General features: G+C 70.2%; 24 protein-coding genes. 7 read left to right on the top strand and 17 right to left on the bottom strand.

The features are described 5' to 3' along the window. Nucleotides 1-2 precede the first annotated feature (2 nt). The 7 genes from ACFOY2_RS38690 to ACFOY2_RS38660 form a co-directional block, all read right to left on the bottom strand. A complete protein-coding gene (locus tag ACFOY2_RS38690; protein WP_379533080.1) occupies nt 3-1754 on the bottom strand; it encodes a GTPase family protein in 1752 nt (583 codons plus the stop codon). Next, nucleotides 1751-3520 carry an ABC transporter gene (locus ACFOY2_RS38685; protein ID WP_379533079.1) on the bottom strand — a complete coding sequence of 590 codons (1770 nt, stop codon included), beginning with the start codon at nt 3518-3520 and terminating at the stop codon, nt 1751-1753. Before ACFOY2_RS38685 ends, ACFOY2_RS38690 begins: the two co-directional genes overlap by 4 nt. Nucleotides 3521-3530: 10 nt before the next feature. Then, nucleotides 3531-4187, bottom strand: a complete 657-nt coding sequence (locus ACFOY2_RS38680) for a response regulator transcription factor (protein WP_357817192.1) — start codon at nt 4185-4187, stop codon at nt 3531-3533. A gap of 141 nt (nt 4188-4328) precedes the next feature. Beyond that, a complete protein-coding gene (locus tag ACFOY2_RS38675; RefSeq protein WP_379533078.1) occupies nt 4329-5741 on the bottom strand; it encodes a sensor histidine kinase in 1413 nt (470 codons plus the stop codon). Continuing rightward, nucleotides 5741-6433, bottom strand: coding sequence for a response regulator transcription factor (locus tag ACFOY2_RS38670; RefSeq protein WP_379533077.1), 693 nt, complete (start codon nt 6431-6433; stop codon nt 5741-5743). The genes ACFOY2_RS38675 and ACFOY2_RS38670 overlap by 1 nt, the downstream gene beginning before the upstream one ends. A gap of 17 nt (nt 6434-6450) precedes the next feature. Further along, complete coding sequence (gene lhgO / locus ACFOY2_RS38665; RefSeq protein WP_379533076.1) at nt 6451-7704, bottom strand: L-2-hydroxyglutarate oxidase; 1254 nt, start codon at nt 7702-7704, stop codon at nt 6451-6453. 31 nt (nt 7705-7735) lie between these two features. Further along, the gene (locus tag ACFOY2_RS38660) at nt 7736-8719 is read right to left on the bottom strand and encodes a BtrH N-terminal domain-containing protein (protein ID WP_379533075.1); all 984 of its coding nucleotides are present in this window, start codon (nt 8717-8719) and stop codon (nt 7736-7738) included. A gap of 114 nt (nt 8720-8833) precedes the next feature. On the opposite strand from ACFOY2_RS38660, the gene ACFOY2_RS38655 reads away from it, so the two are divergent. Beyond that, complete coding sequence (locus ACFOY2_RS38655) at nt 8834-9208, top strand: hypothetical protein (protein ID WP_379533074.1); 375 nt, start codon at nt 8834-8836, stop codon at nt 9206-9208. Between the two features lie 43 nt (nt 9209-9251). Here the strand turns inward: ACFOY2_RS38655 and ACFOY2_RS38650 are convergent, their stop codons facing one another. Beyond that, nucleotides 9252-10259, bottom strand: coding sequence for a hypothetical protein (locus tag ACFOY2_RS38650; protein ID WP_379533073.1), 1008 nt, complete (start codon nt 10257-10259; stop codon nt 9252-9254). A gap of 129 nt (nt 10260-10388) precedes the next feature. On the opposite strand from ACFOY2_RS38650, the gene ACFOY2_RS38645 reads away from it, so the two are divergent. Next, nucleotides 10389-10703, top strand: coding sequence for a hypothetical protein (locus tag ACFOY2_RS38645; protein WP_379533072.1), 315 nt, complete (start codon nt 10389-10391; stop codon nt 10701-10703). 3 nt (nt 10704-10706) lie between these two features. Here ACFOY2_RS38645 and ACFOY2_RS38640 read toward each other — a convergent pair whose 3' ends face one another. Beyond that, on the bottom strand, nt 10707-11930 hold the full coding sequence (locus tag ACFOY2_RS38640) for an MATE family efflux transporter (protein WP_379533071.1): 1224 nt from the start codon (nt 11928-11930) through the stop codon (nt 10707-10709). A gap of 151 nt (nt 11931-12081) precedes the next feature. Here ACFOY2_RS38640 and ACFOY2_RS38635 point away from each other — a divergent pair, with 151 nt between their 5' ends. After that, nucleotides 12082-13050, top strand: a complete 969-nt coding sequence (locus ACFOY2_RS38635) for an aldo/keto reductase (RefSeq protein WP_379533070.1) — start codon at nt 12082-12084, stop codon at nt 13048-13050. 161 nt (nt 13051-13211) lie between these two features. Here the strand turns inward: ACFOY2_RS38635 and thpR are convergent, their stop codons facing one another. The 4 genes from thpR to ACFOY2_RS38615 all read right to left on the bottom strand — a co-directional run bounded on the left by thpR (nt 13212) and on the right by ACFOY2_RS38615 (nt 17083). Then, nucleotides 13212-13769, bottom strand: coding sequence for an RNA 2',3'-cyclic phosphodiesterase (thpR, locus tag ACFOY2_RS38630; RefSeq protein WP_379533069.1), 558 nt, complete (start codon nt 13767-13769; stop codon nt 13212-13214). Between the two features lie 56 nt (nt 13770-13825). After that, entirely contained in the window at nt 13826-15049 is a 1224-nt protein-coding gene (locus ACFOY2_RS38625; RefSeq protein WP_379533068.1) for an MFS transporter, read from the bottom strand. A 23-nt stretch (nt 15050-15072) separates the two neighbouring features. Then, nucleotides 15073-15525 (bottom strand): MarR family winged helix-turn-helix transcriptional regulator, encoded by a 453-nt coding sequence (locus tag ACFOY2_RS38620; protein ID WP_379533067.1) that lies wholly within the window; start codon nt 15523-15525, stop codon nt 15073-15075. 115 nt (nt 15526-15640) lie between these two features. Next, entirely contained in the window at nt 15641-17083 is a 1443-nt protein-coding gene (locus tag ACFOY2_RS38615) for an NCS2 family permease (RefSeq protein ID WP_379533066.1), read from the bottom strand. An 82-nt stretch (nt 17084-17165) separates the two neighbouring features. Between ACFOY2_RS38615 and ACFOY2_RS38610 the strand changes: the two genes are divergently transcribed. Continuing rightward, nucleotides 17166-17381 (top strand): DUF2530 domain-containing protein, encoded by a 216-nt coding sequence (locus ACFOY2_RS38610; protein ID WP_379533065.1) that lies wholly within the window; start codon nt 17166-17168, stop codon nt 17379-17381. A gap of 98 nt (nt 17382-17479) precedes the next feature. Then, a complete protein-coding gene (locus ACFOY2_RS38605; protein WP_379533064.1) occupies nt 17480-18958 on the top strand; it encodes an alpha/beta hydrolase in 1479 nt (492 codons plus the stop codon). A 47-nt stretch (nt 18959-19005) separates the two neighbouring features. Here the strand turns inward: ACFOY2_RS38605 and ACFOY2_RS38600 are convergent, their stop codons facing one another. Both ACFOY2_RS38600 and ACFOY2_RS38595 read right to left on the bottom strand, forming a co-directional pair. Then, complete coding sequence (locus tag ACFOY2_RS38600; protein ID WP_379533063.1) at nt 19006-22041, bottom strand: sacsin N-terminal ATP-binding-like domain-containing protein; 3036 nt, start codon at nt 22039-22041, stop codon at nt 19006-19008. 148 nt (nt 22042-22189) lie between these two features. Further along, entirely contained in the window at nt 22190-22990 is an 801-nt protein-coding gene (locus tag ACFOY2_RS38595; protein ID WP_379533062.1) for a DUF3027 domain-containing protein, read from the bottom strand. A 167-nt stretch (nt 22991-23157) separates the two neighbouring features. On the opposite strand from ACFOY2_RS38595, the gene ACFOY2_RS38590 reads away from it, so the two are divergent. Next, nucleotides 23158-24633 (top strand): MFS transporter, encoded by a 1476-nt coding sequence (locus ACFOY2_RS38590; protein ID WP_379533061.1) that lies wholly within the window; start codon nt 23158-23160, stop codon nt 24631-24633. A 19-nt stretch (nt 24634-24652) separates the two neighbouring features. On the opposite strand, the gene ACFOY2_RS38585 is transcribed toward ACFOY2_RS38590, so the two are convergent. Both ACFOY2_RS38585 and ACFOY2_RS38580 read right to left on the bottom strand, forming a co-directional pair. Then, a complete protein-coding gene (locus tag ACFOY2_RS38585; RefSeq protein WP_326634559.1) occupies nt 24653-25048 on the bottom strand; it encodes a cold-shock protein in 396 nt (131 codons plus the stop codon). A gap of 92 nt (nt 25049-25140) precedes the next feature. Continuing rightward, the gene (locus ACFOY2_RS38580) at nt 25141-25761 is read right to left on the bottom strand and encodes an HAD family hydrolase (RefSeq protein WP_379533060.1); all 621 of its coding nucleotides are present in this window, start codon (nt 25759-25761) and stop codon (nt 25141-25143) included. A gap of 100 nt (nt 25762-25861) precedes the next feature. Between ACFOY2_RS38580 and ACFOY2_RS38575 the strand changes: the two genes are divergently transcribed. Continuing rightward, on the top strand, nt 25862-26257 hold the full coding sequence (locus ACFOY2_RS38575; RefSeq protein ID WP_379533059.1) for a hypothetical protein: 396 nt from the start codon (nt 25862-25864) through the stop codon (nt 26255-26257).

Below are 26257 nucleotides of genomic sequence, written 5' to 3'. Positions count from 1 at the left end.
GTTCAGGATCGGGCGAGTTCGAGTGCCGCGGCGAAGCGGGCGTGCCGGTCCAGTTCCGCCTCCACGGGGTCCAGCACGTACTCCTTACTCACCTGACTGATGGCCGTACGCAACGCTCTGGCCGCACGCCGAGCCCTGCGCCTGCCACCGGCCCACGCCGCCAGCCTCGACAGGGACGCGATCAGCACCCCCGCGACCGCCCCGCCCAGCAGCAGCACGGTCGGCCACGGCACCACGCCCACGGTCGGGAGTGGCGGTTGCGGCAGCCGCAGATAGTCCATGCCGAACAGCACCCCGAGCCAGCCCGCGCCGACCAGCATCGTCGCGAACACCAGCCACTGCAGCACGTTCACCACCCGCCACCATCGGGGACGCCTCGTGGCGGGGCCGGACGTCGTGCCCACCGCCCGGTCCACGGCGTCCGCCAGGTCCTGGGCGCGGGACCTCGCCGCCTGCCGCACCGCCAACGCCCACGGCCCCGGCAGGCCGGACGCGGCCGCCTCGCCGACGTCCCTGATCGCCGTCTCGACCTGCGCCCTCTGCACGGCCGACGCGGCGGGAACGGACGTACGACCGACGATCTCCCTGTCGGGCCGCGATGGCTTGGCCGGGGCCATCGCCCCGATTCTGAGCCTGCGGAGCGGGTCAGGGCGGAACTTCCTGAGCCACCTGGTGACCGGCCAACCGGTGGCGACCACCGCCCTGTGCCTGTGCCCCTTGGCCACCGCCTCCACGACCATCGGCACCCCGGCGGCCTCGGCCAGCGCCGTGGTCAGGGCCTTGTCCAGCCCTGCCATCCGCTTGCCTTCACCCTCCGCGCCCGGCTCCCCCACCACCGCGACACCGGCACCCGTCTCCCGGCTGCTCTCCAGCACACCGGCCGGTTCAGCCGCGGCCGTCCCGGTGTCGGGTTCGGGCGTGCCCTCGATCGTTTCTGCGTGCGCGACGGGGCCGGCGGTGGCGAGGTGGTCGGCGGCGGCGGTGATGTCCGCCGCCAGGCGCGCGGACCAGGACTTGTGTTCGCAGACACGATCCCCGAGCAGCGTACGAAGTTCGGCCATCCCCGTCCCGGTACGGGCCGAGACGGGCAGCACCGGCACGCCCGCCAGCCCGTCCTCGTCCAGAAGGCGGCGCAGGTCGCGAACGCACCGGTCGACGGCCTGCGGGGGCAGGCGGTCCACCTGGTTGAGCAGCACCAGCATCACGCCGCGGTGCCCCGCCAGCGGGCGCAGGTAGCGGTCGTGGAGGGCGGCGTCGGCGTACTTCTGCGGGTCCACCACCCACACCAGCAGATCGACCAGCTCCACCAGGCGGTCCACCTCCAGGCGGTGGGAGAGCCGGATGGAGTCGTGGTCGGGGAGGTCGAGGAGGATCAGGCCGGAGGTGTCGGGGTTCGGGGTGGCGGAGTGGCGTCGCGGAACGTCCAGCCAGTCCAGCAGCGGGCCGGCCCCTTCTCCGTCCCAGAGCGCCGCCTGGGCGGTCGAGGTCGTGGGCCTGGTGACGCCCACGGCCGCCAGCTCCTCGCCGGCCAGGGCGTTGTAGAGCGACGACTTGCCGCTGCCCGTCGCGCCCGCCAGTGCGGCGACGGTGTGGTCGATGGACAGGTCGCGGCGGACCCCGGCCCGTTCGGCGATCGCCCGCGCTCCGGACACCGCCTGCTCCGACAGCCGCCCCTCTGCCAGCGAGGCCGCCTGCAGCAGCGCGGCCAGCCGGACGTCCAGGGACGGCCCCTCCTTACGGCGCAGCAGCTTCACGCCCCCTCCTCCCCTGGCCGCGACGACGACGTCGGTTTCGGAAGCTCGACGGTCGGGGCCGATGCGGCCGCCGGGAGCTCGGCGCGGTGCGCCCCTACCGTGTGCCCTGCCGTCATCAGCGCCTCCCCCGTCCCCTGAGGCGGCTCGATCGCCTCCAGTCGGGCCGTGAAGCGGGACGCCTCCTCCTCCAGAACCCCCCGCACCCGCTCCCGCAGATCGTGCCGGGCCTGCACGGTCAACGTCCGCACGGCCTGATCCCCGAACACCGCCTCCAGCAGCTTCTGCGACAGCACACTGGTGCCGCCGGCGATGCCGACCTCGATGCCGGTCAGCCCGCCGGTCGAGGCGAACGCGGCCAGCATGAGCAGCAGCCCGGCCCCGTTCACCCCGAAGGACGCCACCCTGGCCGCCGTCCGCTTCTCGGCCCCTTCCTGGCGCACCAGCTCCAGGACGTACTCCTGCCACCCCCGCACCGCGGCTTCGGCGCGTTTGCCGAGGTCGGGCGAGGCACGGCCGAGGCGGGCCGATTCGATGGCGCCGAGCTGTTCGAGCAGGCCGGGCCCGCCGGGAGCGGCCGACCAGCCTTCGAGCGCTCGTTCTGCGGATCCGTCGGCGGCGCCCCTGATCAGCGCCTCGACCCCGCTTTCCAGGGCGCTCCTGAGCCGTGTCTCCGGGACGCGCCCGGTGAAGAAGCCGACGATCCGGTCGCGCAGCCATCCCACGCGGCTCTCCAGGGACCGCATGAGGTCGCCGGTGCCGATGAAGTCCTGCCAGCGGGCCAGCACCTCGCCACGCAGCAGCGACCCGTCGCGCATGCCCTCGTCGAAGTCGGCCATGCCGCCCGCGTACGCGCCGGTCACGATGGAGCGCAGCCCGTCGAAGGCCGTCCGCTGGCGGGTGACGGCCTCGGCCAGCGCGGGCACCCGGGTGGCGAGGCTGTCGAGCGCTCCTGACAGCGTCTGGCGCACGACGCGGGACCGCTGTGCGGCGTCGGCGGCGAGCCCGGCGAGCCACGAGGAGATGGGCCGCACGGCCTCGGCGGGCAGGCGGGCCTTCTCTGAGGGCATGTCGGCCTCGGGGACGGTGAACAGGCGGGTGCCTTCGAGGCCGTTCTCGACGAGGAGGCGGGACAGGTCGCGTGAGACGGGTTCCGCGGCGTCCGGGGGGACGCGGTCGAGGACGACGGCCAGGGCGGTGCTGCGTTCACGGGCCGAGCGCAGGAAGCTCCACGGCACCTCGTCGGCGTAGCGGGCGGCGGTCGTGACGAACAGCCACAGATCAGCCGCTGCCAGGAGCTGGGCGGCCAGTTCGCGGTTGGCGGTGACGACCGAGTCGATGTCGGGGGCGTCGAGCAGCGCCAGGCCGGCCCCGAGCGTGTCGGAGGTGACCACGCGCAGCGCCCCCGGGCCGGAGCCGGTGGCCCTGGACAGGCCCGGCAGGACGTTCTGGCCCATGAACCACGGGCGGTCGGCCGGGCTGACCACGAGCGTGGGCACCAGTGTGGTGGGCCGCAGCACGCCCGGCTCAGCCACGTCGGCCCCGACCAGCGAGTTGACCAGCGTGGACTTGCCCGCCCCCGTGGAGCCGCCGACGACGGCGAGCAGCGGCGCGTCGAGCGCGCGCAGGCGGGGCAGCAGGTAGTCGTCGAGCTGCCCGGTCAGCTCCCGCAGCGCGCGCCGATCGGCGGCCGCCTCACCGATCGCCAGCGGGAACAACTCGCGATCCAGCGGCCGGCGCAACGCCTCCAAGGCGCCAAGCAGGTCCATACGGCCCACGCTAGCCCGCGGGTGGCTCCCTCAGCACGTAACCGACGCTACGGAGCGTGTGAATGAGCCGCGGTTCGACGTCGTCGACCTTGCGCCTGAGGTAGGAGACGTACGACTCGACGACGCCGGCGTCGCCGCCGAAGTCGTAGTTCCAGACGTGGTCGAGGATCTGCGCCTTCGACAACACGCGCCCTGCGTTGACCATGAAGTAGTGCAGCAGCTTGAACTCGGTCGGCGACAGGCGCACCTGCCGTCCGCCGCGCCAGACCTCGCGGGCGTCCTCGTCCAGCTCCAGGTCGGCCACCTTCAGCTTGCTGGCGGGCGCTCCCTCGGCCCGGGTGCGCCGCAGCACCGCCCGGATCCTGGCCTGCACCTCTTCCAGGCTGAACGGCTTGGTCACGTAGTCGTCCCCGACCCGAAGCCCGGCGATCTTGTCCTCTGTGGCGTCGCGGGCGGTCAGGAACAGCACCGGCGCGTCGATCCGCTTGGCCACCTCGAACCCATCCAGATCGGGCAGCATGACGTCGAGCACGACCAGGTCGGGTGAGGCCCGCTCGGCCACCTCCACGGCCTCCTGGCCGTCGGCGGCGGTCAGGACCTCGAACCCGGAGAAGCGCAGGCTGGCCGAGAGCAGGTCTCTGATGCTGGGCTCGTCGTCCACCACCATGATCAGCGCCTCGGGTTTCGTCACCTACTTAGAGTGACGCAGTGACCTGAGGGTTTGCTGAAGGGTCCCTCCAGGGCGCATGGGAGTTCGGGCCGCTCCTCGATCCGTTCGGGCTCGTCCTCAGCCCCTCCGGGCCTCTCCTCACTCCAACGCGAGCGGGAGCTCCACCCGGAACGTGGAGCCGCCCTCCGGCGAGCTGTCCACGGTGACCGTGCCGACGTGGGCCTGCACGAGCGCGTACACGATGGCCAGCCCGAGCCCGCTGCCCCTGTCCTCGCCAGAGCGGCGGCGCGACCTGGCGGAGTCGGCGCGGTAGAAGCGCTCGAAGACGTGCTCGACCTGCTCGGGGGTGAGCCCGGGGCCGTTGTCGACGACTTCGAGGAAGAACGTGTCGGTGCCCGCCCCCGCGCGCACGATGATGGGCGAGCCCGGCTCGGTGTGGATGATCGCGTTGGTGACGAGGTTGCTGATGACCTGGCGCAGTCGTACCTCGTCGCCCGAGACGATCAGGGCCGCGCCGCCGACCACGTCCAGCTTGATCACCCGATCGGGCGCCAGGATCCTGGCGTCCTGCACGGCGTCCGCCGCCAGCGCCAGCATGTCCACGGGCCGCATCTGCAGCGGCCGCTGCTGGTCCACCCTGGCCAGCAGCAGCAGGTCGTCCACCAGCAGGCTCATGCGGCCCGCGGCCTTCTCCACGCGCTGCATCAGCTCGGCGGGGTCGGCGCCGGGGTTCTGCCTGGCGTACTCGGCGAAGCCGCGGATGGAGGTCAGGGGCGTGCGCAGCTCGTGGGAGGCGTCGCCGACGAACTGGCGCATGCGGTCCTCGGAACGGCGGGCCGCCGCCTCGGAGGCCGACCGGGCGGCGAAGGCGGCCTCGATCTGGGCGAGCATCCCGTTCAGCGAGCCTGCCAGGCGGCCCACCTCGGTACGGGGATCGCTGTCGGGCACCCGGCGGCCGAGCTCGCCCGCGGCGATGGCCTCGGCCGTCCGCTCGATCTGGCCGAGCGGGCGCATGCTGCGGCGGACGATCGTGACGCCCAGGACCGTGAGGATGAGCAGGATGCCGCCTCCGCCCAGCAGCTCGATGAGCACCAGGCGCTTGGTGATCGCGTCGACCTCCTCCAGGTCGACCGCGACCAGGAGAGTACGCCGCTGGACCATGCTCTCCATGACCCGCCACTCGCCGTCGCCCCGGATCGCGGGCGCGGTGTAGGGCTCCGCGCCCGGCGAGGCCACCAGCACCGGCTTGGGTTTGAGGTCGACGTCGCGGTCGGTGCGCATCGGGGCCAAGGTGCCGCCCGGCTCCTTGACAAGGGCGATCGCGTCCGACTCGATGAGGATCGGCCGGTCGTCGGTCTCCCTGTCGTTCTTCCAGTCGCTCCTGATCTTCTTGTCCATGCGCGCGGCGAGCAGGTGGAGCTGGCTGTCCACCCGGTCGATGAGGTAGCCGTGCAGCACCGAGACGCTCACCACGCCGATGAAGGTCATGCCGAAGCCGAGCAACGCCAGCATCGACGCGATGAGCTTGATCCTCAGCGGCAGGCCGCTCATTAGGGGCTCGGTGGCAGGCGGAGTACGTACCCGACACCGCGCAGGGTGTGGATGAGCCGCGGGCTGCGGTTGTCGATCTTCCTGCGCAGGACGGACACATACGACTCCACGATGCCCACCTCGCCCCTGAAGTCGTAGTCCCACACGTGGTCGAGGATCTGCGGCTTGGACAGGACGCGGCCGGCGTTCGTCATGAAGTAGCGCAGGAGCTTGAACTCGGTCGGCGACAGCGCGATCGCGGTGCCGCCGCGCCACACCTCGTGGCTCTCCTCGTCCAGTTCGATGTCGGCGAACGTCAGCCGGGGCGGCGCCGCCTGCGGCTCCCCGCTCGTGCGGCGGAGCACCGCGTGGATCCTGGCCACCACCTCCTCCAGGCTGAACGGCTTGGTCACGTAGTCGTCGCCGCCGATCGTGAGCCCGCGGATCTTGTCCTCGGTCTCGTCACGGGCGGTGAGGAACACCACGGGCGTGTGCAGCCCTCCCCCGCGCAGCCGTCTGACGATCTCGAATCCGTCCAGGTCGGGCAGCATGACGTCGAGTACGACGAGGTCGGGGCGGTGCCGTTGCACGGCGGCGACGGCGTCGAGGCCGCTCTTGGCCGTGGTCACGTCGAATCCCGCGAACCTCAGGCTCGCGGCGAGGAGTTCGAGGATGTTGGGGTCGTCCTCGACTATGAGCAGGCGTGATTCCATCACCTCCAAGGATGCCCTCATCGGACGAGTGCTGGGACAATTCCGGCAATGTGTCTGGCAATGGCCAGGCTGGAGGTGGCGGCCGGAGAGGGCGCGTTGCGCACCAGAACGACGTGACCGTGCACGTCCACCACGAAGTCGTCGACCAGTTTGCCGTCTCTGGCCACGGCCTGCGCGCGGACGCCGCCGGGGGCGCGTTCGAGGTCGGAGGCGGTGAGCTCGGGGACGTAGCGGCGGGCGCCGTCGAGGAAGGCGCTTTTGGAGAGGGAGCCGCGGATCTCCTTGAGCCCGGTACGCCAGTGGGTCCTGGCCATGCGCAGGGTCCCCGGCCAACTGATAATTTGGCCAAAATTCCTAATATTTCGCCATCTGTAGCCTTCATACGCCATCGCGAGCACCGCGTTCGGCCCCACCAGCACGTCCCCACCGGTCTGCCGCGTCAGATGGACCCCCAGGAACGGATAGCGCGGATCGGGCACCGGATAGATGAGCCCGCGCACCAGGTCCTTGGCCGCGCCCTTCAGCGCGTAGAACTCCCCTCTGAACGGGACAATCCTGACGTCTCCCGGGTGGCCCGTCATTCTGGCGATCGTGTCGGTGTGCAGGCCGCCGCAGACCACCAGGCGGTCGAAGACGAACCTACGCCGTCCCGTCCCGGCCTCCTCGTCCCCCGAATCCGTCAGGACCTCCACGCCTCTCGGCCCCTCACGGATCGCGCGCACCTGGTGCGCCAGACGTACGGACCCGCCCAGCTCGACCACCTCCTGCGCCAGGCGCCGCGCCACGGCGGGGAAGTCGCAGATGGCGGTGTGCGGCGAGTGGATCGCGCCGACGCCGACCGCGTGCGGCTCGATCTCGCGCAGCGCGAGCGCGTCGAGCACGGCGATGCCAGGAACGCCGTTGGCGCGCGCCCGCTCGGCCAGCGCCGTCAACTGCGGCCGCTCGGCGCGCGTGCTCGCCACGACGAGCTTGCCGACCTCGTCGTAGGGCAGGTCGTGCTGCGCGCAGTACTCCTTGAGCAGTGCCACGCCCTCGCGGCACAGCCTGGCCTTGAGCGAACCCGGCTGGTAGTAGATGCCGGCATGGACGACGCCGCTGTTGTGCCCGGTCTGGTGGGCACCGACCCGGCCCTCCTTCTCCAGCACGGTCACCTCGGCGCCTCTGGTCAGGGCCAGCTCACGGGCCACCGCCAGGCCGACGATGCCCGCCCCCACGATTCCGATCTTCTCCGTCACAAGACGATTTTCCGACTTCCCTCCCGTCCCCGCCATATCCGGGCGAATCGAACATGAGCCTCCGCGGTCACATCTCACTCAGCGCCCGCATGGCGTCCCTCTCGATGCGCGAGAGGTCGTGAAGGACGGCGCCGGCCCGATCGAGGGACGCCACGTCGTCCTCCTCACCGGCCCTCGCGATCAAGGTGGCCACGTCCGTCCACAGGGCGGCGGCCTCCGAGTACAGCCGGTGACCGGTGCGAAGGCGGTCATCGTCGATGAGCCGGGCGCACTCGCCGAGAAAATCGCGATAGAGGGCACGGAACAGGGCGCCGCCGGTGCCGGCCTTCTCCATGAGCTCGGCGGCCTGCGGCAGGTTCCGCTTCGGCTCGTCCGTGCGCAGCAGCCACTTGGGCACCTGGCGGGCGGCTTTCTCGATGCCACGATGGCCCAGGTTCGCGATGGGCGCGGCGAGGAAGGCGTCGGCGCAGGCCTTGATCGCGGGGATGAGCTGGTCCTGCCAGGAGGGCGGGCGCCCCTGCAGGGTGATGGAGAAGGAGCGGTGCCTGGCGGTCATGGGGCCGCGTTCCGCCCTCGCCATGGCCAGAGTGTCCCTGCTCGTCCGCACGGCTCCTCCCTGCTGCGCGGTGTCCACCAGGTAGGCATGGCGCTCGTCGTAGCCGTACATCGCGACGACATGGCCGCCGAAGTGCACCTTCGACCGGAAGTAGTCCAGGTGGTAGCAGTCGAGTTGGAGGCCGACCGGAACTCCGGCATCGATGCGGGCGGACACGTTCTGCCACGCCTTGCGTGGCGAGCCGGTCTCCTCGACCTGCAAGGTCAGCCCCAGTCTGGCGGCGAGGTTCCTGGTGAGCTCGAAGGGCTTGACGCGGCCTCCGAGGAAGGGGAACTCCATGCTCTTGGCGTCCCAATAGATGAAGGACAGGCCCGAGCCGAGCCCGAACAGCAAGGGCTCGGACAGATCAAGCCCCTCATGCCGCAGCAGCACACCCAGTGCCGTCGTCTCGCAGTGTTGCGTGCCGCGAGCCTCAATGCCTTCCACGATTCTCATGCGTCGCTCTCCTCGATAGCCGGGCGCGGCCGGAAGTAGCATGATGCCTCCCATAAGGGGAGAGTCCAGCGAGCGCCTCCTGCATCCGCAATCGAACGTGAGTACGATGACGTTATGTATCTCCCGCCGGAGTGGCCGCCCGAGGTCCGCCCGCCCAGCGTTCCCGAGTGGGAGACCTCGGCCGTGTCCTGGTTGCTCGACGCCGTCCCGCCCGACTACAGGGCCTACGAAGTCCTGAAACGACACCCGATCGCCCTGGCGAGGATGGCCATCCACCACGTGAACGCATCTGTCGAAGCAGCGAGGGCGGGCTACCGAAGCGCGGCGGTAGATCTCAAAGGTCATCTCCCTCCTCATGCCGTCGAGGCGGTGCTCGACGTCTACCGCGAGGAGGGGCCGCGCCTGGTCCGTCTGGCCCGCTCCATAGACGCCGTCGAAAGGGCCCTTCGTGGCGAAGGCTTCACGGCAATGCTGCGCGACGCCCGCTGAAGGATCGTTCCCGCTGATCTCTGGTGACCGACTGCCCGGCGACTCACCGGGTGCGGCGGGCTATGAAGGTGATCACGCCCACCGCCGTGCCTGCTGCGGCGAGCCAGATGAGGATGTCCTTCAGCTTTAACCCGCCTGTACTCGCGGGGGCCGTCTGGTCCTCGTCCTCCTTCTTCTTGGCGGCGGCCGGGCTGGGCGTCGGGGTGGGCGCCCCGACGGCGAGTTGAGGGATCGGCACCCGGTACACCGGGCTGCGTGGCCCCTCCGAGCCCGTGAGAAGAGCCTTGCCGTCCAGGGTGTACGCGATCGACTCGGCCTGTTTGAGCTCCGGCATCGACACCCGGCTGATCACCTCGCCGGAGGGCCGGTAGAGGGTGGCCGAGAAGTAGGTGCGGATGACGTAGGAGGAGCCGTCGGGCGCGTAGGCGGCGTCCGTGGCCATGATGGGCGCGGAGGCGACCTTGCGCAGGATGTTCGTCTTGTTGGCGCGGAGTTTCTTCGGCGCCGCGTAGACCGACCCCGCGAACTCCTTGGACACCACGTAGAGCCGCCCGGTCTTCGGGTGGACCATGATCCCTTCCGCGTTGCGTGCGCCGTCGGCGTAGCGGAACCGGTAGCGGGTGGCGGGCAGCGTGGCGTCGCGGATGGTCTGCGGCTCCATCACCCGATAAACCGAAACATCAGGCCAGGCCCCATCCAGGTTGTCGCCGATGTCCGCGAACCACAACACCCCGCGCCCCGTCGCGGGATCCTTGCTCGCGGCCATGGCCTCCCAGTCTCTGGCCTCGGCGCCCCCGAGCTGGAACGTGGCCTTCGTCCGGCCGTTCTTGTCCACGGCGTAGAACGTCGGGGCGGCGGAGCTGTCGTTGTGCGTGTAGTAGATGCCGTCGTGCGTCGGCGACACGGCCAGCCCGCTTGACTCCGTGATCGCCGGGTCCTTGAACGTGAACAGCTTCTCCGGCCCCTCGTCCGCCGCCGCATAGGCGGGAACGGCGACCGGCAGACCGGTCACCAGCGCGACTGCGAGCACTCTTACGACGACATCCCCCACGCCGCCATCATGCCCCACGCGTCCGCTTCCGGCGTCGACGTGACCGTCTGCGCATGTGGAGGCATTGTCAAGGATCTGGCCACTGACGGTCAACGACACGGCAAGGGGCGCGTGCATAGCCTTGGCCGCATGATCTCCAAGAGCCGTTTGACCACGCTGATCGCCGCGGCCGTCCTGGCGACGGGCGTCGCGGCGGTCACCGCCCCCGCCGCCACCGCCGCCTCGTCGAAGGTCGCCGCCAACGACAACTGCCCGTTCACAGTGACGCAGAACACCAAGAGGTGGCTGGGCGCCACGAGCGAGAGGTGGGACGGAGAGTGGAAGCAGGGGGCGATCATCTACGCCGACATAACCTCCTTGACGAGCGGCCGCTACCACTCGGGCAGCTATTGGGCGAGCGCCAATCACATCAAGAGGGTCTCCGGCGGAAAGTGTCTCCCCTAGTGTTCAGGCAGCCGGCTCGGCCCTGACCGTACTCACCTTGGCGCTGTGGCGGTGGAACCCCGTGCCCTGAAGCACCACCAGGAGCCCGTTGGCCACCGCCATGGCCGCCCAGAGCCCGGTGATCCCCCAGGTCCTGGCCACGGGAACGGCGGCCAGGACCAGCAGCCCGTACCCGATCGCGAAGTACACCAGGCTGGACGCGGAGCGTTTGAGCGCGGTCAGGCCGTGGCCCTGCACCGCCTGCGCCGCGTCGAGCATCGAGGCCAGCAGCATCAGCGGCAGCAGCCCGAGCACCCGCTCGCGCACGGCGGGGTCGTCGCTGAACAGCACCAGCGCCTGCTCTCCGAATCCGAGCAGCAAAACGGCCACCACAAGCGTCCCTGTTATGGCGAGCAGAGCCGCGGTCCGGTTGGCCCGCCGCGCCCCGGCGGTGTCGAGGGCGCGGGCGACCTCCGGCACCGACGCCTGGGCGACGGACAGGGAGGCCATCATGATCAAGCCGGTGAACGTGGTCAGCACCGCGTGGGCGGCGGTGTCGCGGGTGCTGGTGGTGCTCGCCGCGAAGGTGACGACCCCGAGCACACCGAACTTGATCAGTACGGTGCCCGCGAGCGGGATGCTGACCTTCGCCAGGCCGACGATCTCGCGGATCCTGGGCTTGCCCTGCCCGATGGGCCGCCCGAGCGCGCGGCGGAGCGTGATCGCGGCCACGACGGCCGACACGATGCCCGAGACCGCCCAGGCGATGCCGACCCCCGTGATCCCGAGCGACGGCACCAGCAGGGCGGTCAGCCCGCCCAGCCCGGTGCCGAAGGCCAGGGTCGGCCAGAGCACGTTGCCGCTGCGTCCCAGCGCGACCAGGATCGTGGTCGCGCCCCCGGTGGAGGCGAAGACCAGGAGATACACCGCCAGGAAGTACGGCAGCGGGCCGATCTCGCGCACCACTTCGCCGGGCACCCCTGTGAGGCTCGCCAGCAACGGCACACAGAGCAGGGCGAGGGCCCCCACCGTGCCGGCGGCCATGCTGAGCCAGCGCGCGTCCCTGACGATCGGCACGGCCGCCCCCGGATCGTCCCGGTATGGTGCGACGAACGGCCCGAGCCCGCGCAGCGCACCCTGCACGGCGGCGCTGGCCGGGTTGAGCACGGCGGTCACCACCGCGAAGGCGGCGAGGGTCACGGTGTCATGCTTGCCGAGCACCGAGGTGACCACCAGCGTGCCGATCATCCCTATGATCATCGCGAGACCGATCGGCACGGCCGCCCGAAGGAGCGCGATCACGAGAAGCGGAGTCGCGGCAGGCGGTCGTCCGCTTCATCAGAGATCATGAAATTAGTCTATGGCCTGGAGTGCACTCCAGCTATTTAGGCTTGACCTCATGGAATACGTCAACCTCGGACGCAGCGGTCTCCAGGTGAGCCCGCTCTGCCTCGGCACCATGAACTTCGGTCCGCTGACCTCGGAGGAAGACTCCTTCGCGATCATGGATCGAGCTCTCGATCTGGGGATCAACTTCTTCGACACGGCCAACGTCTACGGATGGAAGCTGGGCGAGGGCATCACGGAGCAGATCGTCGGCCGGTGGTTCGCGCAGGGCGGCGGACGCCGGGAGAAGACCGTCATCGCGACCAAGCTCAACGGCAGGATGAGCGACTGGCCCAATGACCAGAAGCTGTCCGCGCTCAACATCCGCAGGGCCTGCGACGCTTCGCTGAAGCGGCTGCAGACTGACTACATCGACATCTACCAGGCTCACCACGTCGACCGGGACACCCCGTTCGAGGAGTTCTGGGAGGCGATGGAGGTCCTGCGCCAGCAGGGCAAGATCATCTACGTCGGCTCGTCCAACTTCGCCGGGTGGCACATCGCCAAGGCCCAGGAGACGGCCGCCAGGCGCAACTTCACGGGGCTCGTCAGCGAGCAGAGCCACTACAACCTGCTGACCCGCACGGTCGAGCTGGAAGTGCTGCCCGCCTGCGAGGACTACGGCCTCGGCGTGATCCCGTGGAGCCCGCTGGCCGGCGGTCTGCTCGGCGGCGTGCTGCGCAAGCTCGACAAGGGCCGCTCGGCCAGCGAGAACATGCTCAAGCAGCTCGAGATGCACCGCGACAAGATCGAGCAGTACGAGAAGTTCTGCGACGAGCTGAACGAGGACCCGGCCAACGTCGCCCTGGCCTGGATCCTCAAGCAACGCGCGGTCACCGCCCCGATCATCGGGCCGCGCACCCTGCAGCAGCTCGAGGGCAGCCTGCGGACGCTGGAGATCGAGCTCGACGAGGCCGCCCTGGCCCGCCTCGACGAGATCTTCCCCGGCCACCGCACCGCCCCGGAAGACTACGCCTGGTAGCCGGCCGCGCAACGGCCTCCCCATCGCCCGGGGAGGCCGTTCCACTCAAGATCACGACCAGGCGGGCTCAGGTCAGCAGGGCTCCGATGACGACGATCAGCAGCAGCAGGCCGAGCACGATGGGCAGCAACCAGGGGCGAGGACGATCCACGCCCTGGAGCCTAGCTCCGCTCGGCGGGTGCCAGCGCCCATTCGGCGAGTGACTCGTACCTCACCGGAGGCCCCTGGTGACTGCGGAACAGCCGCACGTGCTCGGCCCGCCACGGCGTGCCGCTGAACCCGGACAGCGCCTCCACCAGCGGCCGGAGATCGACCTCCTGCTTGGCTCTGGCCAGCGTGAGATGCGGGTGGAACCGTTTCTCGTCCGTCTGTGCGGCCCCGGCCCTGCGCGCCCCCGCCTTGACCGAGTCGGCCAGCCGCACCATGGAGTCCCCCGTGACGCCGGCCCAGAAGACCCGGGCCCGCCTCGCCGAGGAGAACGCCCCGAACCCGCTGAAGGCCAGGTCGAGAACGTTGTAGCGGCGCACGGCACGGGCCAGTCGCACTTCCAACTCGGGCAGCACGTGATCGGGCACCTCGCCGAAAAAGGCCAGCGTGATGTGCCAGGTGTCGCGATCGGGCCAGCGCAGCCCCGGCACCTGCCCGACGTGCGGCGCGATCGCGTGTGAGATCTCGTCCAGCACCTCGTCGGGCGGCACCAGGGCCGCGAATAGCCTCATGCCAACCAATTGTCCCAGCCACCACGGACTGTGTGATCACCAACTCGGCCTGATCGTCAGGCCACCGCGAGCGCCGCCTTTCCGACCCGTGCGCTGATCAGTCGCGTCAGCAGCACCGCCAGCCCGGTTCCGACCAGCACCAGCACCCCGGACAGAACCACCCCCATCCGGGGCCCGCCGAGCTCAGAGAGCCACCCGATCAGCGGCGCCCCCAGCGGAGCCCCGCCCGTGAACACGAGCATGTAGATCCCCATGACCCGCCCCCGCATGTCGGGAGAGGTGGCGATCTGCACGCTGGCGTTGGCGGCGGTGTTGATGGTGATCAGCGCGATCCCGGTGGGAACGAGCAGCAGCAGGTAGACGGGGTAGAACGGCGCCACCCCTGTGGCGATCTGGAAGAGCCCGAACCCGAGCGCCCCCGAGATCAGCAGCTTGCGTGACAGACGGACCCGCCGGGCCGCCAGCAGCGCCCCGCCGAGCGCCCCCACCGCGAACATGCTGGAGGCCAGCCCGAACGAGGACGCCCCCGCCCCGAACTCCTCCCGCGCCATGAGCGCGATCGACATCGAGAACGACTGCGAGAACATCGACACGAACCCGATCAGCAGCACCGGCATGAGCAGTTCTTCGTGCCCGATCACGTAACGCAGCCCTTCGCGGAGTTGCCCCTTGGCCCGGGGCACGATCACGGAGGGGTTCAGCTCGGACTTGCGCATGAAGACCAGGCTGGAGATCACGGCGCCGAAGGTCAGCGCGTTGATCAGGAAGATCGGGCCCGTCCCGCCGAACAGGTAGATCAGCACACCGGCGATCGCCGGACCGACCACGCGGGCGAGGTTGAAGATGGAGCTGTTGAGGGCGATCGCGTTCGGCAGGTCGCGCCGGCCCACCATCTCGACCACGAACGCCTGCCGCGTCGGCACCTCGACGCAGGAGATCAGGCCGAGCGTGAACGCCATGACGTAAACGTGCCAGACCTGGGCGGCACCCGTCATCGTGAGGATGCCGATGGTGAGCGCCAGCCCGGCCATCAGCGATTGGGCGGTGATGAGGATCGGCCGCTTGGGGTAGCGGTCGGCGAGCACACCCCCGAACATCCCGAACAGCAGCATCGGCAGGAACTGCAGCGCGGTCGCCGTTCCGAGCGCCGCCCCGCTGCCGTTGGTCAGGTCGAGGATCAGCCAGTCCTGGGCGGTGCGCTGCAGCCACGTGCCGACGTTCGAGACGGTGCCGCCGGCGGCGAACATGCGGTAGTTACGAATCCTGAGAGACCGGAACATGCCGGTCTTGGGTTCTTCAGGCTCTAAATCTTGCTGAGCTTCTCCAGGATCGGCGCCGCCTGCCTGAGGACCGCCTTCTCCTCCGGCGTGAGTTCTTTCAGCTGCTGCGTGAGCCACGCCTCCTTGCGACGTCGCTCCTCCTTCAGCAGCTTCTCGGCGGCCTCCGTCACGGTCACGGTCACCTGACGCCGGTCGGTCGGGTGCGCGCTGCGCGCGACCAGGCCGCGTTCCTCGAGCTTGGCGATCACGCGGGTCATCGAGGGCGGCTGTACCTTCTCGAGCTCGGCCAATTCGCCGGGGGTTATCCCGGAATGCCGTTCCACCGCGGCGAGCGTCGCGAACTGTGTGGGAGTCAGCGAGTGCTCCGCCGCCTGTCGTCGTAGGCGCCTGGTCAGCCTTGCCATCGATACGCGCAGGGCTGAAGCCAGGCCTGCGTCGCCGCGCAGGTCCATCTTGGGCTGGGTTTTGGTTAGCATGAGTCATTACCTTTGCTAACTATAGGCGAAGTCAGGAAATTTCCCATATTGGGTGTCTCACCCCTTGATACATCGAAGCCGCCCCACACGCGCGGGACGGCTCCGACCTGCGTACTCAGATTCCAAAAAGAGCCCGGATCGGGCCTATCGCAAAGTAGAGCACAAACAGGACAGCGACCCCCCACAGCAGTGGGTGGATCTCGCGTGCCTTGCCCCGGATGACCTTGATCAGCACGTAGCTGATGAAGCCGGCGCCGATGCCGTTCGAGATCGAGTAGGTGAACGGCATGATCACGATGGTGAGGAAGGCCGGGATGGAGATCTCGTAGTCGTTCCAGTCGATGTCACGGATCGCGGTCATCATGAGGAAGCCGACGACGACCAGCGCGGGGGCCGCGGCCTCATACGGGACGACCGTGACGAGCGGCGCGAAGAAGATCGCCACCAGGAACAGCAGGCCGGTGACCACGCTGGCCAGACCGGTCCGCGCGCCCTCGCCGACGCCGGCGGCCGACTCGATGTAGGTGGTGTTGGAGGAGACGGAGCCCGCGCCGCCCACCGCCGCGCCGATCGAGTCGACGAGCAGGATCTCCCTGGTACGCGGGATCGTCCCGTCCTCGCGCACGAGGTTCGCCTGGCGGCCGACGCCCACGATCGTGCCCATGGTGTCGAAGAAGTCCGTGATGAGCAGCGTGAAGACGAACAAGACGGCCAGCAGCACCGAGACCCTGCTGAAGGCGCCGAACGGGTCGAACTCCGTGAACAGCGTGAGCGGGTTGTGGAAGCCGAGGATCTGCTCGGGGAGGCTGGGGACGTTGAGCTGCCAGCCGTCGGGGTTGTCGGCCGTGGCCTGGCCCGACTTGGTGAGCAGTTCCACGACGATGGCCAGCACGGTCGTGCCGACGATGCCGATCAGGATGGCGCCCCTGACCTTGCGCGCCACCATGGCAACGGTGGCCAGCAGCCCCACGATGAACACGAAGATCGGCCACGAGGTCAGCGCGCCGCCGATGCCCAGCTCCAGCGGAGGCCCGGCGGGCACGCGACGCACGAATCCCGCGTCCACGAAGCCGATCAGCGCGATGAACAGGCCGATGCCCACGCTGATCGCGGTCTTGAGCTGGGCCGGGATGGCGTGGAAAACGGCCGTCCTGAGCCCGGTCAGCACCAGGATGGCGATGATGACGCCTTCGAGGAAGACCAGGCCCATGGCCTCCTCCCAGGTCATCACGCTGGCGATGTTGAAGGTCACGAAGGCGTTGAGGCCCAGCCCTGCCGCCATCGCGAACGGCACCCGGCCGACGACGCCCATGAGGATCGTCAGCACGCCCGCGACGAACGCGGTCCCGGCCGCCACGAGCGCCACGTTGGGCGTCGTCCCGTCACCGATGACCTGCTTTTCCACGTCTGTGCCGTTGGCGATGATGATCGGGTTCAGCACGACGATGTAGGCCATCGTGAAGAACGTGGCCAGGCCGCCGCGTACCTCTCGGGAGATTGTCGAACCTCGTGCGGAGATTGCGAAGAAACGATCTATCGCACCACTTGTGTCATTCACGACGCGAACAGTGACAGTAGTGGTGAGCTGCGAAAAGAGCCAGTGATGAGATCGAGACCCGATTGGAAGCTAGGCTGGACACGTGCAGGAGCGCCAGTGGCATCCCGACCCCGAGCCGATCGAGACCAACGACACCGCGGCCGTCGGCGTGGGCATCGCGCTGTGGGCCGTCGCCCTGGTCGTTCTGCTGATCTTCCGCCCGGCCCCCGAGAACTCGTGGTGGATCTGGACCTGCGTGACCGGCATGGGGTTCGGGCTGGTCGGCCTCTGGCTCGTGCGCCGTCCCCGGGGCAAGTGACCTGACATTCGTCATCTCCGGCGGTTCGCCGAAGTCATTCGTAAGTGGTGTTTTGCCCCACTACATCGGCACATCCCCGGCCAACCATGCTTGACAGCATGAAGAAGCCCATCGTGACAGTCCTCCTGGGGGCGATGGTCCTCACCGCCTGCGGCAGCGCCGACCAGCCCGCCGACCCGCCCGCCGCCAAACCCACGGCCGCCCAGGACGGGACGGTCGCCTGGGGCCGCTGCACCGACCTGACCAGCCCGAACGGCCAGTCGGCCAACCCCGGGCCCGGCGTCGACTGCGGCAAGATCCAGGTCCCGCTCGACCACGCCGAGCCGGAGGGCGAGAAGATCGACCTCGCCCTGATCCGCGTCAAGGCCACCGACGACGACCGCCTCGGCTCACTGGTCTTCAACTTCGGCGGGCCCGGCGCGTCGGGCGTGGACACGCTGGCCCTGGCCTCCAAGGCGTTCGGCAAGCTGGGCGGGCGCTACGACCTGGTCAGCTTCGACCCGCGCGGCGTCGAACGCAGCTCCGGCGTCAGGTGCGGCGGCGAACTCGACAAGCTCATCTCCGCGGGCACGGACGCCAACGGGGACGCGCTGGCCAAGGAGTTCGCGCAGGCCTGCGAGAAGGACTCGGGCAAGGTCCTGCCGTACGTGGGCACCGTGAACGCCGCCAAGGACCTCGACCTCCTGCGGACCGCGCTCGGCGACGACAAGCTCAACTATTTCGGGATCTCGTACGGGACGCACCTCGGCGCCGTGTACGCCACCCACTTCCCCAAGAACGTCGGCCGCTTCGTCCTCGACGGCGCCTTCGACCCCACGGTCACCGTCGAGGAGCGGGCGGTGACCCAGGCGACGGGGTTCGACCGGGCCTTCGAGGCGTTCGCCAAGGACTGCGTGGCGCAGAGCTGCGAGCTCGGAGCCGACCCTGCCGCCGTCGAGCGGACGGTCGAAGGGCTGCTCGACGGGCTGAAGACCAAGCCGCTCAAGGTCGGCGATCGCGAGCTCACCTACGGGCTGGCGCAGCTGGCGATCATCACCCCGCTGTACGCCAAGACGACCTGGCCCATGCTCGAACAGGCCGCGGCGGCGGCCCTCAAGGGCAACGGCATCGCGCTGCTCGCCCTGGCTGACTCGTACGTGGGCCGCAAGGCCGACGGAACGTACACGACGATGATGACGAGCCTGCAGGCGATCAGCTGCGCCGACAGCACCGAACGCCCCACTGTCGCCGAGACCGCCAAGATCAACGACAAGGTTGAGAAGATCTTCCCGATCCTGTCGGCTGAGGGCACGGGCGGGGCGTGCGCCCACTGGCCGGTGCCGGGGGACGACGCGGCCAAGCGCATCGACGCCACCGGCTCGGCCCCCATCGTGGTCGTCGGCGGCAAGGGCGACCCGGCCACCCCCTACGAGTGGGCCACCACGCTCACCCAGCAGCTCAAGACCGGTGTCCTGGTCACGTACGAGGGCGAGGGGCACGGCGCCTACCTGAGCGGCAACGGGTGCGTGATGGAGACGGTGGACGCATACGTGCTGGAGGGCAAGGCCCCCGCCGCGAACACCACCTGCGCCGCCTGACCACCACCCCCGGCGTCCCGGCGGCAACCGCCGCCGGGACGCTCGGGTCAGGACAGGTCGGCCTCGGCCAGCAGGAGGGGGACGGAGTCAGGGTCCCGGAGCAGGGCGGCGACCGCGAGCCGATCGTTCCACTGCCCCGTGGCCCAGGCCAGCCCGCGCGCCAGCCCGTCGACCCCCGTGCAGTGCACCGACCCCTCGAAGAACCGCCAGGCGCACTCCACCCCGTCCACCAGCAGCTTCTCGTGCTCCACATACGTGGAAGGCGCCAAGGGCAGCAGGGCGAGCACCGCGGCGGGCACCTCGCGCTCGGCCCCCTGCGAGGTGACGGCCCCCGAGGTGAGCTCTCCTGCGAGCGGCAGGTCGAGCAGCTCGGACAGCGACTCGGCCAGATCGTAGGGGGCCAGCACCAGCGGCCGGTCGGTGACGAGTTGCAGCAGGTCGGGCGCCTCGACGACGACGGCGTCCTCGGCCGCCGCGACCACGATGGAGCCCCCGAGCACGGCCCTGACCCGCGAGGGCGGCGCCACCCGCGACGGGTCGACGCCCGCCAGCGCCACCCAGAGGGCGCGCAACTGGGCCCGGTCCACCGTGATCGAGGAATCGGCCATCAGGTCGAGGAGCTCTTCTGGCCCGCCGTGGGAGGCGAGCAGGTCGGACAGCGTCGTACGGACGCCGAGCATCGACAGCGCCGCCTCGTCGAGCCCGGCCGGCGCGTCATCGTAGAGGCCGTGCAGCAGCGGGTCGGCCCCGGGAAGCCGCAGCTCCTGGGGTTTGCGCCCGCCGAGCACCGAATGGTTGGCCAGCCACCACGCCGTGTAGGAGGGCACCTCCACGCCGGCGACACGCAGCGGGTGGAGGGCGGCGCGCAGCGGCGGCCGGGTCAGCAGGGCGAGCGCGGCAGGCCAGTCGGCCACCAGCTCAAGGTCGCGCACCGCCGCGAACTCGGGCACCAGCGGCGGCACGTCGAGGTCGGGCAGCAGGTCGAGGACGTGGTCGAGCCATTCGTCCTCGCCGTCGAGGTCGTGGTCGCAGTCGTCGGGGTCCAGCAGCACGTCGGACTCCTGCACGACGGCGAACCCGTCGAGCACGCCCGCCGCGGCCAGCACCCCGGCGCCGTAAGCCTCCTCCAGCTCGGCGGCGGCCACCCCGAGATGCGTGTCGGCCTCCAGCAGCCCCGCCAGCGCCCCGTCGGCCAGCATGAGCTCGCCCGCCGGGTACAGCTCGCCGTCGGCGCCGCGCAGCGCCAGCTCGGCCAGCCACGGCGCCTCGCCCGGCACCAGCCCTGCGGCGCCGACCAGGGACAGAACGGCCTGCGCCACCGGCTCGGGGTCGGAGCTGTCGAGCGACTGCGCGACAGCGGCCTTGGTCAGCGGGTCTTCGAGGATCGTCCTGGGCGTGGCCTCGGCGGCGCCCAGCCGCAGCAGCGTGGGGTGGGCCGCCTCGGGATGCACGATGCGCAGCCCCAGAGGGGTGAGGTCGAGCTCGGCCCCGCCGTCGATGAGGATGAGCGTGCCGCGCGGCCCCCGCACCAGCCGGCCGTCGGACAGCGGCACCGGCAGCGCGCCCAGCGACTCGGGGTCGTCGGCGGGCAGCACCTCGTAGAGGGAACGCCACCACGACGGCTCACGCGTCTCCACGGCCTCGCCGGACAGCAGATCGACCACGTCGGCCAGCTCGACCTTGCGCACGCCGAGCGAGGTCATCGCGGGATGCCTGGCGGGCCAGCCGGCGGGCAGCAGACCGGGCACGAAGTCGGCCACAGTCGTCAGCAGCTCGGCCGAGCCGGCGACGACCACGGACGCCTCACGGCCCGAGATCACCCAGCCGTCGCCGTCAGGCTCGGGCGCGGGGTGCTCGACCTCCCACTGGGCGTCGGGCTCGTAGACGGTCGCGTCGGCGAACGACGGGGTCTGCACGGCCGGCGCGGGCGCGGACAGGGCAGGCAGCAGCGGCGTGCCGGGCAGCCGCCCGAGCACGGCGCGGCGGATGCGGGCGTCGAGCTCGCCCTTGCCCATCAGGGCAGGGACGAGGTCGAGCAGCTTGGACGTGCGCGGCAGCTCGCGCAGCAGGCGTACGTAGGCGTCGGCCGCCCGCTCGACCAGGAAGTCGGCCAGCGGCCCCTTGGCGACGTGGCGCCGGTCGGTGGCCATCGGGAAGGAGGCGATCAGCAGCGCGGGCAGGGCGAGCGGCTCGTCGCTGGGCGTGGGCGCGTGCACGACCTGCGGCACCGCGGCGGGCAGCGGCCCCGGCTCGCCCGTGCCGGTGAGCGGCACCGCCCAGCGCAGCGACCAGTAGGGGCGGGCGCGCTCTTCCGTGGGCCGGTCGGCGAAGAGCTCGGCGACCTGCTCGGCCGTGAACTCGCCCGACTGCGACACCACGTGCCAGCCCTCGGCGGCCACGCCGCGGACGACCCCGTCGAGCTCGATCTCGATGGCCTCAAGCGCGGGCATGCCGAGCAGCAGCGCGGGGCTGGTCTCGGTCAGCATGCGCCGGACCGCGTCGACGCCGGCCTGGTCGCGCAGCGGCAGCCGGACGAGCGTGTCGAAGCCCTCGGGGATGTCGAGCAGGGGCGGCTCGTCGAAGGGCAGCCGCAGCAGCGGAACGTGGCCGGAGCGGTCGGCGAGCTCGCCCGCCAGCGCCGGGATCTCGGCCACCAGCGCCGCGGTCTCCGTACGCGACCAGCGAACGGCGCCCAGCCCGCGCGAGCCGATGGACGGCGCGTCGCAGACCGACACCACCGCCGCGAACCCGACGCCGAACCTGCCCGCCGCGCCGACCTCGTCGCGCTTGCCCGAGACGCGCAGCGTCGACAGGCTCTCCACGCCGGTGGCGTCGAGCGGGGCGCCGGTGTTGGCGGCCAGCAGCACGTCGCCCTGGAGCGTCAGCCGCAGCACCCCCGGCACGCCCGCGCGCAGGGCCGCGTCGGCGGCGTTCTGCGCGAGCTCGACGATCAGCCGGTCACGGTAACCGCCGAGCGCGAAGTCCTCTTCGGCGTTGGCGTCTTCGCGGAACCTGGCGGGCGAGGCCGTCCACGCGGAGAGGACGGCGGCTCGCATCCGGTCAGTGCCGTAGGTGTCGGTCATCGATCACGATCCTGGTTGAGGATAGGGGGCCAGGGTAGGTTAGCGGCCCCGGCCGACAGGAACGCCCCGCCGCGACGGACGCCCGGCGAAACGCCGAAATCAGGACGCCTCGCCTCAGCGCACGCCCGGCAAAGCCCAGGAGCCCGGCTCAGGAGTGGCCGAGTTCCTCCGAGGCGGATTCGTCGACCGAGCCCGCCACTTCCTCCATCAGGTCGTAGCCGAGGTCGTCGAGGATGGGGATGGCCTGCTCGACGGGCGGCGGCAGGACCGCGGCCTCGGAGTGGGCGCCGCAGCCGTGATCGACGGCGACGACCTTGCCGTCGTCGGGGGCGTACTCGTTAGCGCAAACCCCGAACGTCTGCCTCAGCCCACCCGCGAGCGGCCAGTAGAAGCCGCAGGTGGAGCACTGCGCGGGAGCGGCGTGTGCGATCGGAGTGTGCGGCCCGTGCTCGCCCGAGTGCCATCGTCTGGCAGCCCGGTCTTTGCCAATGGCCGAGAGCACACGTGCCCGGCCCAGGCCGTACTCGAAAACCGCCTGGTGGTCGGCGTCGTCGTCGGTCTCGGTGAAACCGGGCGTGAGCCTGTCGTCGTCGACGGGGGTCGGCAGCAGATCGCCCACACCGAGATCACCGGGCCGCAGCCGCTCGCTCCACGGCAGCCACTCGGGCGCGAGCAGCGCCCCGGAGCCGGGCAGCAGCACGGCCTCGCTGACCGTCACCATCTTCGCGCGCGAGGCGCGGGTGACCGTGACGGCCCAGCGCCAGCCGCGATAGGCGCGGTCGAGGCAGGCGAAGTAGTGGGTGACGATCCGGTCGCCTTCGCCCTCGTAGCCGAGGTGCTCACCGGGCTCGCCCGGCCGCGCAAGCTCCTCGGCCGCGGCGCGCGCCAGATCGACCGCGGCGACACAGGCCTGGTCGGGGGCGGAGACACGGGCCCTGGTACGGCTCATCGGGCCACCTCCGCCTGAAGGTGCTGTTCGCTCACACTTCATTCTCACCCATGCCCGGACGTGCAAGGCCCACAACGGGGGATCCCACTCAAAGATCCGCGACGAATCGGGTAAGACTGGTAGCTGTGGAGGGTGGCTGGGACCGGGCACGCGATATCACGCGGCGGATGGCTCGCGGAGCCGCCGACGCGGGTCGCGCGACGGTGCGCGCGGGAAAGGCCACCGCCGGCGGCACGGCCAGGGCCGGCAAGGCCACGGCGCGAGGTGCGCAAAAAGTCGGCAAAGCCACCAGGAAGCTTACTTACGCCAACGGCGCGGGCCGCACCGGGCTCGGCCGGCTGATCGAGCTGTCGGCGGGCAACAGCGCCGGCGACGCCCTGGTCACGGTGGCGCTGGCCAGCACGGTCTTCTTCGGCGTCCCGGTCGGCGAGGCCCGCGGCTCCGTCGCCCTCTACCTGGTGATCACGATGCTGCCGTTCGGGCTGCTGGCGCCGTTCGTGGGGCCGATTCTCGACAAGTTCAGGTCGGGGCGGCGCTACGTGATGGCGGGCACGCTGTTCGGGCGGGGCCTGCTGTGCTTCGCGATGGCGGCCGCGGTGGGCCCCGGCGATCTGCCGACGCTGTTCATCGGCGCGCTGGGCGTGCTGGTGTTGTCGAAGTCCTACAACGTGTCACGGGCGGCGATCATGCCGAGCGTGCTGCCCGCCGACATCAATTTGGTGTCGGCGAACGCGCGGGTGGCGCTGTTCACGCTGGTCTCCGCCGGGGTGGCGGTGCCGATCGGCGCGGGCCTGACCGCGTGGCTGGGCAGCGCGTTCGTGCTGCGCGTCGCCATGGTGGCCTTCCTTCTGCTCGGGGTCGTCGCCGTGCGCCTGCCGCGGCACGTCGACTCCCCCGACGTGGAGGAGGAGGGCGCCGCGCCCCGCTGGCGCACCCTGCTCAAGGTGGGCCCCGCGGTCGCCGAGGCCGTCTGGGCCAACGTGTCCATCCGGGTCTTCTCCGGGTTTCTGCTGTTCTTCCTGCTGTTCCTGGTGCAGGACAAGGCGGTGCCGTGGCTGGCGGCCGAGGAGCCGTGGGCGCAGGACCCGTTCTTCGACATCCCCAGGACGATCGCGCTGCTCGCGGGGGCGGCCGGGCTGGGCGGCCTGGTCGGGGCCGTGGTCGCCAACTGGACGCGCAACAACTCGCCCCAGCTCATCGTGCTGGTCACGCTGGCCGTGACCAGCGTGACCACCATCGCGACCGCGATCTTCTTCGGGGTGTGGACGGCGCTGGCGATCTCGCTCATCACGGCCTTCGCGCAGGAACTGGGCAAACTGGCCCTCGACGCGATCGTCCAGCGCGAGATCGGCGAGGAGGTGCGCTCGTCCACGTTCGGCGTCGTGGAGGCGATGCTCCAGCTCGCCTGGGTGTTCGGCGGCCTGGTCGGGCTGGTGCTCTCGCTGACGCAGAGCAGCGTGGCCGGGCTCGTCACGCCGGCCGTCCTGCTGACGGCCGCGCTCGGCTGGCTGCTCATCGCCAGAAGGAAACGGGTACGGGCGACCGCCGCCAAACTACGTATGAAACGGGCGGAAGCCTCCGAACCCCCGCCGCGTACGGACACCCTCGACACAACCAAACCCCTGACGAACCCGAACGGCTAGCCACCTCCCCCAGGAGCGATCAGGCGTCCAGGTCGTCGGCGACGGCCCTGAGCACCTGCGCGATCTTCTTGGCGTGCGCCGCGTCAGGGTGCTTGCCCCGCTGGTAGGAGGTCGAGACGTCATCAAGCAGCTTGATCAGGTCCTCGACGATGACCACCATCTCGTCCGGCTTCTTCCGCTTGCCCTTGGGCTTCGTCTTGGCCAGCGTCGGCGGCTGCTCCAGGATTCTGACGGACAGCGCCTGCTGCCCCCTGCGCCCCTCGGCCACCCCGAACTCGACCTTCTGGCCGGGCTTCAGCGGGCCCGCACCAGTGGGAAGCGCTGAGGAATGCACGAAGACCTCACCGCCGTCGTCGCGGGTGAGGAAGCCGAAACCCTTGTCGGCGTCGTACCACTTGACCTTGCCACTCGGCACAGGAGGACCTCGTTCAAACAGTCGAAAAGACAATAGATGGATGTAGGTTATGCCCCGAAGCGCTCTGGGGCGACCAGGTAAATGCCGGACAATTACCTGAGTTCCTCGCGCTCGCGCCAACCAGCGAACCAGGCGCCGAATTCGGTCAGATCGCCTAGCGCCACATCTGCTCCGTGATCACGCAGCTCTCCCACTGTGTACGGACCGGTCGCCACCGTCACGCTGACGGCGCCACCGGCGCGGGCCGCCTCGATGTCCATGACGTGGTCACCAACATAAGCCGCCGCGCCGAACCGCGCGAGTGCCGTTCCCTTCGCTGCGCCGAAAACCGAGCCGACGACTTCGTCCACGGATAGCCCGAGCACGTCGACCGTTCCGATCGCGTCACGCCGGTTCTTTCCCGTGACCACGATGACCCGGCCGCCCGCGGCGCGTACGGCGGCGATGGCGTCGTACGCGCCCGCCATGGCGGTGTGCACCGGAACCCCCACGTCCGGATATATCGCCCGATACAGATCGGCCGCCGCGGCCACCTCCCCAGCCGGCAACCAGTTCGCCAGCTCCATCTCCAACGGCGGCCCCAGCCGGCGCACGATCGCCGCACTGTCAAAGACCACGCCCAAACGCACGGACAGCTCATCGTAAACAGCCGCGATCCCGGACCGCGTGTCCGCCAATGTCATGTCAAGGTCGAATCCCACCGAAGTCGCCACAGGTGCAGGATGCCAAACAGCCCCCTTCGCCGCGAAACTGCCCTTGTTCCACGCCCCCAGGAATGGGAAGAAAGGAATTACTTATCGGAGAGGAGCGGCCGTGCCCCACACCCCCAAACCGCCGCAACCCGGAGACCGGCTCGTCGCCTCCTCGGCCCCGCCCCGCCCGCACCGGCCCGCCCTGCCGGGCGGACGCCCCGCAACGACCCGGCAACGCGCCGTCTCAACCGTGGTCTACCTGGTGAAACTCGCCTCCAAGGTGGCCGCGCTCGCCCTGGTGCTTTACGCGGTGTTCACGGCGTTCAAGGCGAACCCGGCCAACGTCTGGTACCAGTTCGTCGAGTCGCTGGCCGGGGTGTTGTCGCTGGGCCTGGCCAACCTGTTCCAGCTCGCCGACCCGCGATGGACCGCGATGGTCAACTACGGCCTGGCCGCGATCGTCTGGTTGATCATCGGCTCCGCCCTGGCGGGCCTCGTCCGGCGGGCCGCCCCATGA

The sequence above is a fragment of the Nonomuraea purpurea genome, assembly GCF_042650645.1.
GTDB lineage: Bacteria > Actinomycetota > Actinomycetes > Streptosporangiales > Streptosporangiaceae > Nonomuraea > Nonomuraea purpurea.
The sequence above is the reverse complement of the archived record's forward strand: the minus strand, read 5'-3'. Positions and strand labels throughout refer to the sequence as shown.

Excerpts from the sequence above, each read along its gene's own strand:
- ACFOY2_RS38685 (WP_379533079.1), bottom strand. The coding sequence starts at position 3,520 with ATGGACCTGCTTGGCGCCTTGGAGGCGTTGCGCCGGCCGCTGGATCGC.
- ACFOY2_RS38680 (WP_357817192.1), bottom strand. The coding sequence starts at position 4,187 with ATGGTGGTGGACGACGAGCCCAGCATCAGAGACCTGCTCTCGGCCAGC.
- ACFOY2_RS38675 (WP_379533078.1), bottom strand. The coding sequence starts at position 5,741 with ATGAGCGGCCTGCCGCTGAGGATCAAGCTCATCGCGTCGATGCTGGCG.
- ACFOY2_RS38670 (WP_379533077.1), bottom strand. The coding sequence starts at position 6,433 with ATGGAATCACGCCTGCTCATAGTCGAGGACGACCCCAACATCCTCGAA.
- lhgO (WP_379533076.1), bottom strand. The coding sequence starts at position 7,704 with ATGGCGGGGACGGGAGGGAAGTCGGAAAATCGTCTTGTGACGGAGAAG.
- ACFOY2_RS38660 (WP_379533075.1), bottom strand. The coding sequence starts at position 8,719 with ATGAGAATCGTGGAAGGCATTGAGGCTCGCGGCACGCAACACTGCGAG.
- ACFOY2_RS38655 (WP_379533074.1), top strand. The coding sequence starts at position 8,834 with ATGTATCTCCCGCCGGAGTGGCCGCCCGAGGTCCGCCCGCCCAGCGTT.
- ACFOY2_RS38645 (WP_379533072.1), top strand. The coding sequence starts at position 10,389 with ATGATCTCCAAGAGCCGTTTGACCACGCTGATCGCCGCGGCCGTCCTG.
- ACFOY2_RS38640 (WP_379533071.1), bottom strand. The coding sequence starts at position 11,930 with ATGATCGGCACGCTGGTGGTCACCTCGGTGCTCGGCAAGCATGACACC.
- ACFOY2_RS38635 (WP_379533070.1), top strand. The coding sequence starts at position 12,082 with ATGGAATACGTCAACCTCGGACGCAGCGGTCTCCAGGTGAGCCCGCTC.
- thpR (WP_379533069.1), bottom strand. The coding sequence starts at position 13,769 with ATGAGGCTATTCGCGGCCCTGGTGCCGCCCGACGAGGTGCTGGACGAG.
- ACFOY2_RS38625 (WP_379533068.1), bottom strand. The coding sequence starts at position 15,049 with ATGTTCCGGTCTCTCAGGATTCGTAACTACCGCATGTTCGCCGCCGGC.
- ACFOY2_RS38620 (WP_379533067.1), bottom strand. The coding sequence starts at position 15,525 with ATGCTAACCAAAACCCAGCCCAAGATGGACCTGCGCGGCGACGCAGGC.
- ACFOY2_RS38605 (WP_379533064.1), top strand. The coding sequence starts at position 17,480 with ATGAAGAAGCCCATCGTGACAGTCCTCCTGGGGGCGATGGTCCTCACC.
- ACFOY2_RS38600 (WP_379533063.1), bottom strand. The coding sequence starts at position 22,041 with ATGACCGACACCTACGGCACTGACCGGATGCGAGCCGCCGTCCTCTCC.
- ACFOY2_RS38595 (WP_379533062.1), bottom strand. The coding sequence starts at position 22,990 with ATGAGCCGTACCAGGGCCCGTGTCTCCGCCCCCGACCAGGCCTGTGTC.
- ACFOY2_RS38590 (WP_379533061.1), top strand. The coding sequence starts at position 23,158 with ATGGCTCGCGGAGCCGCCGACGCGGGTCGCGCGACGGTGCGCGCGGGA.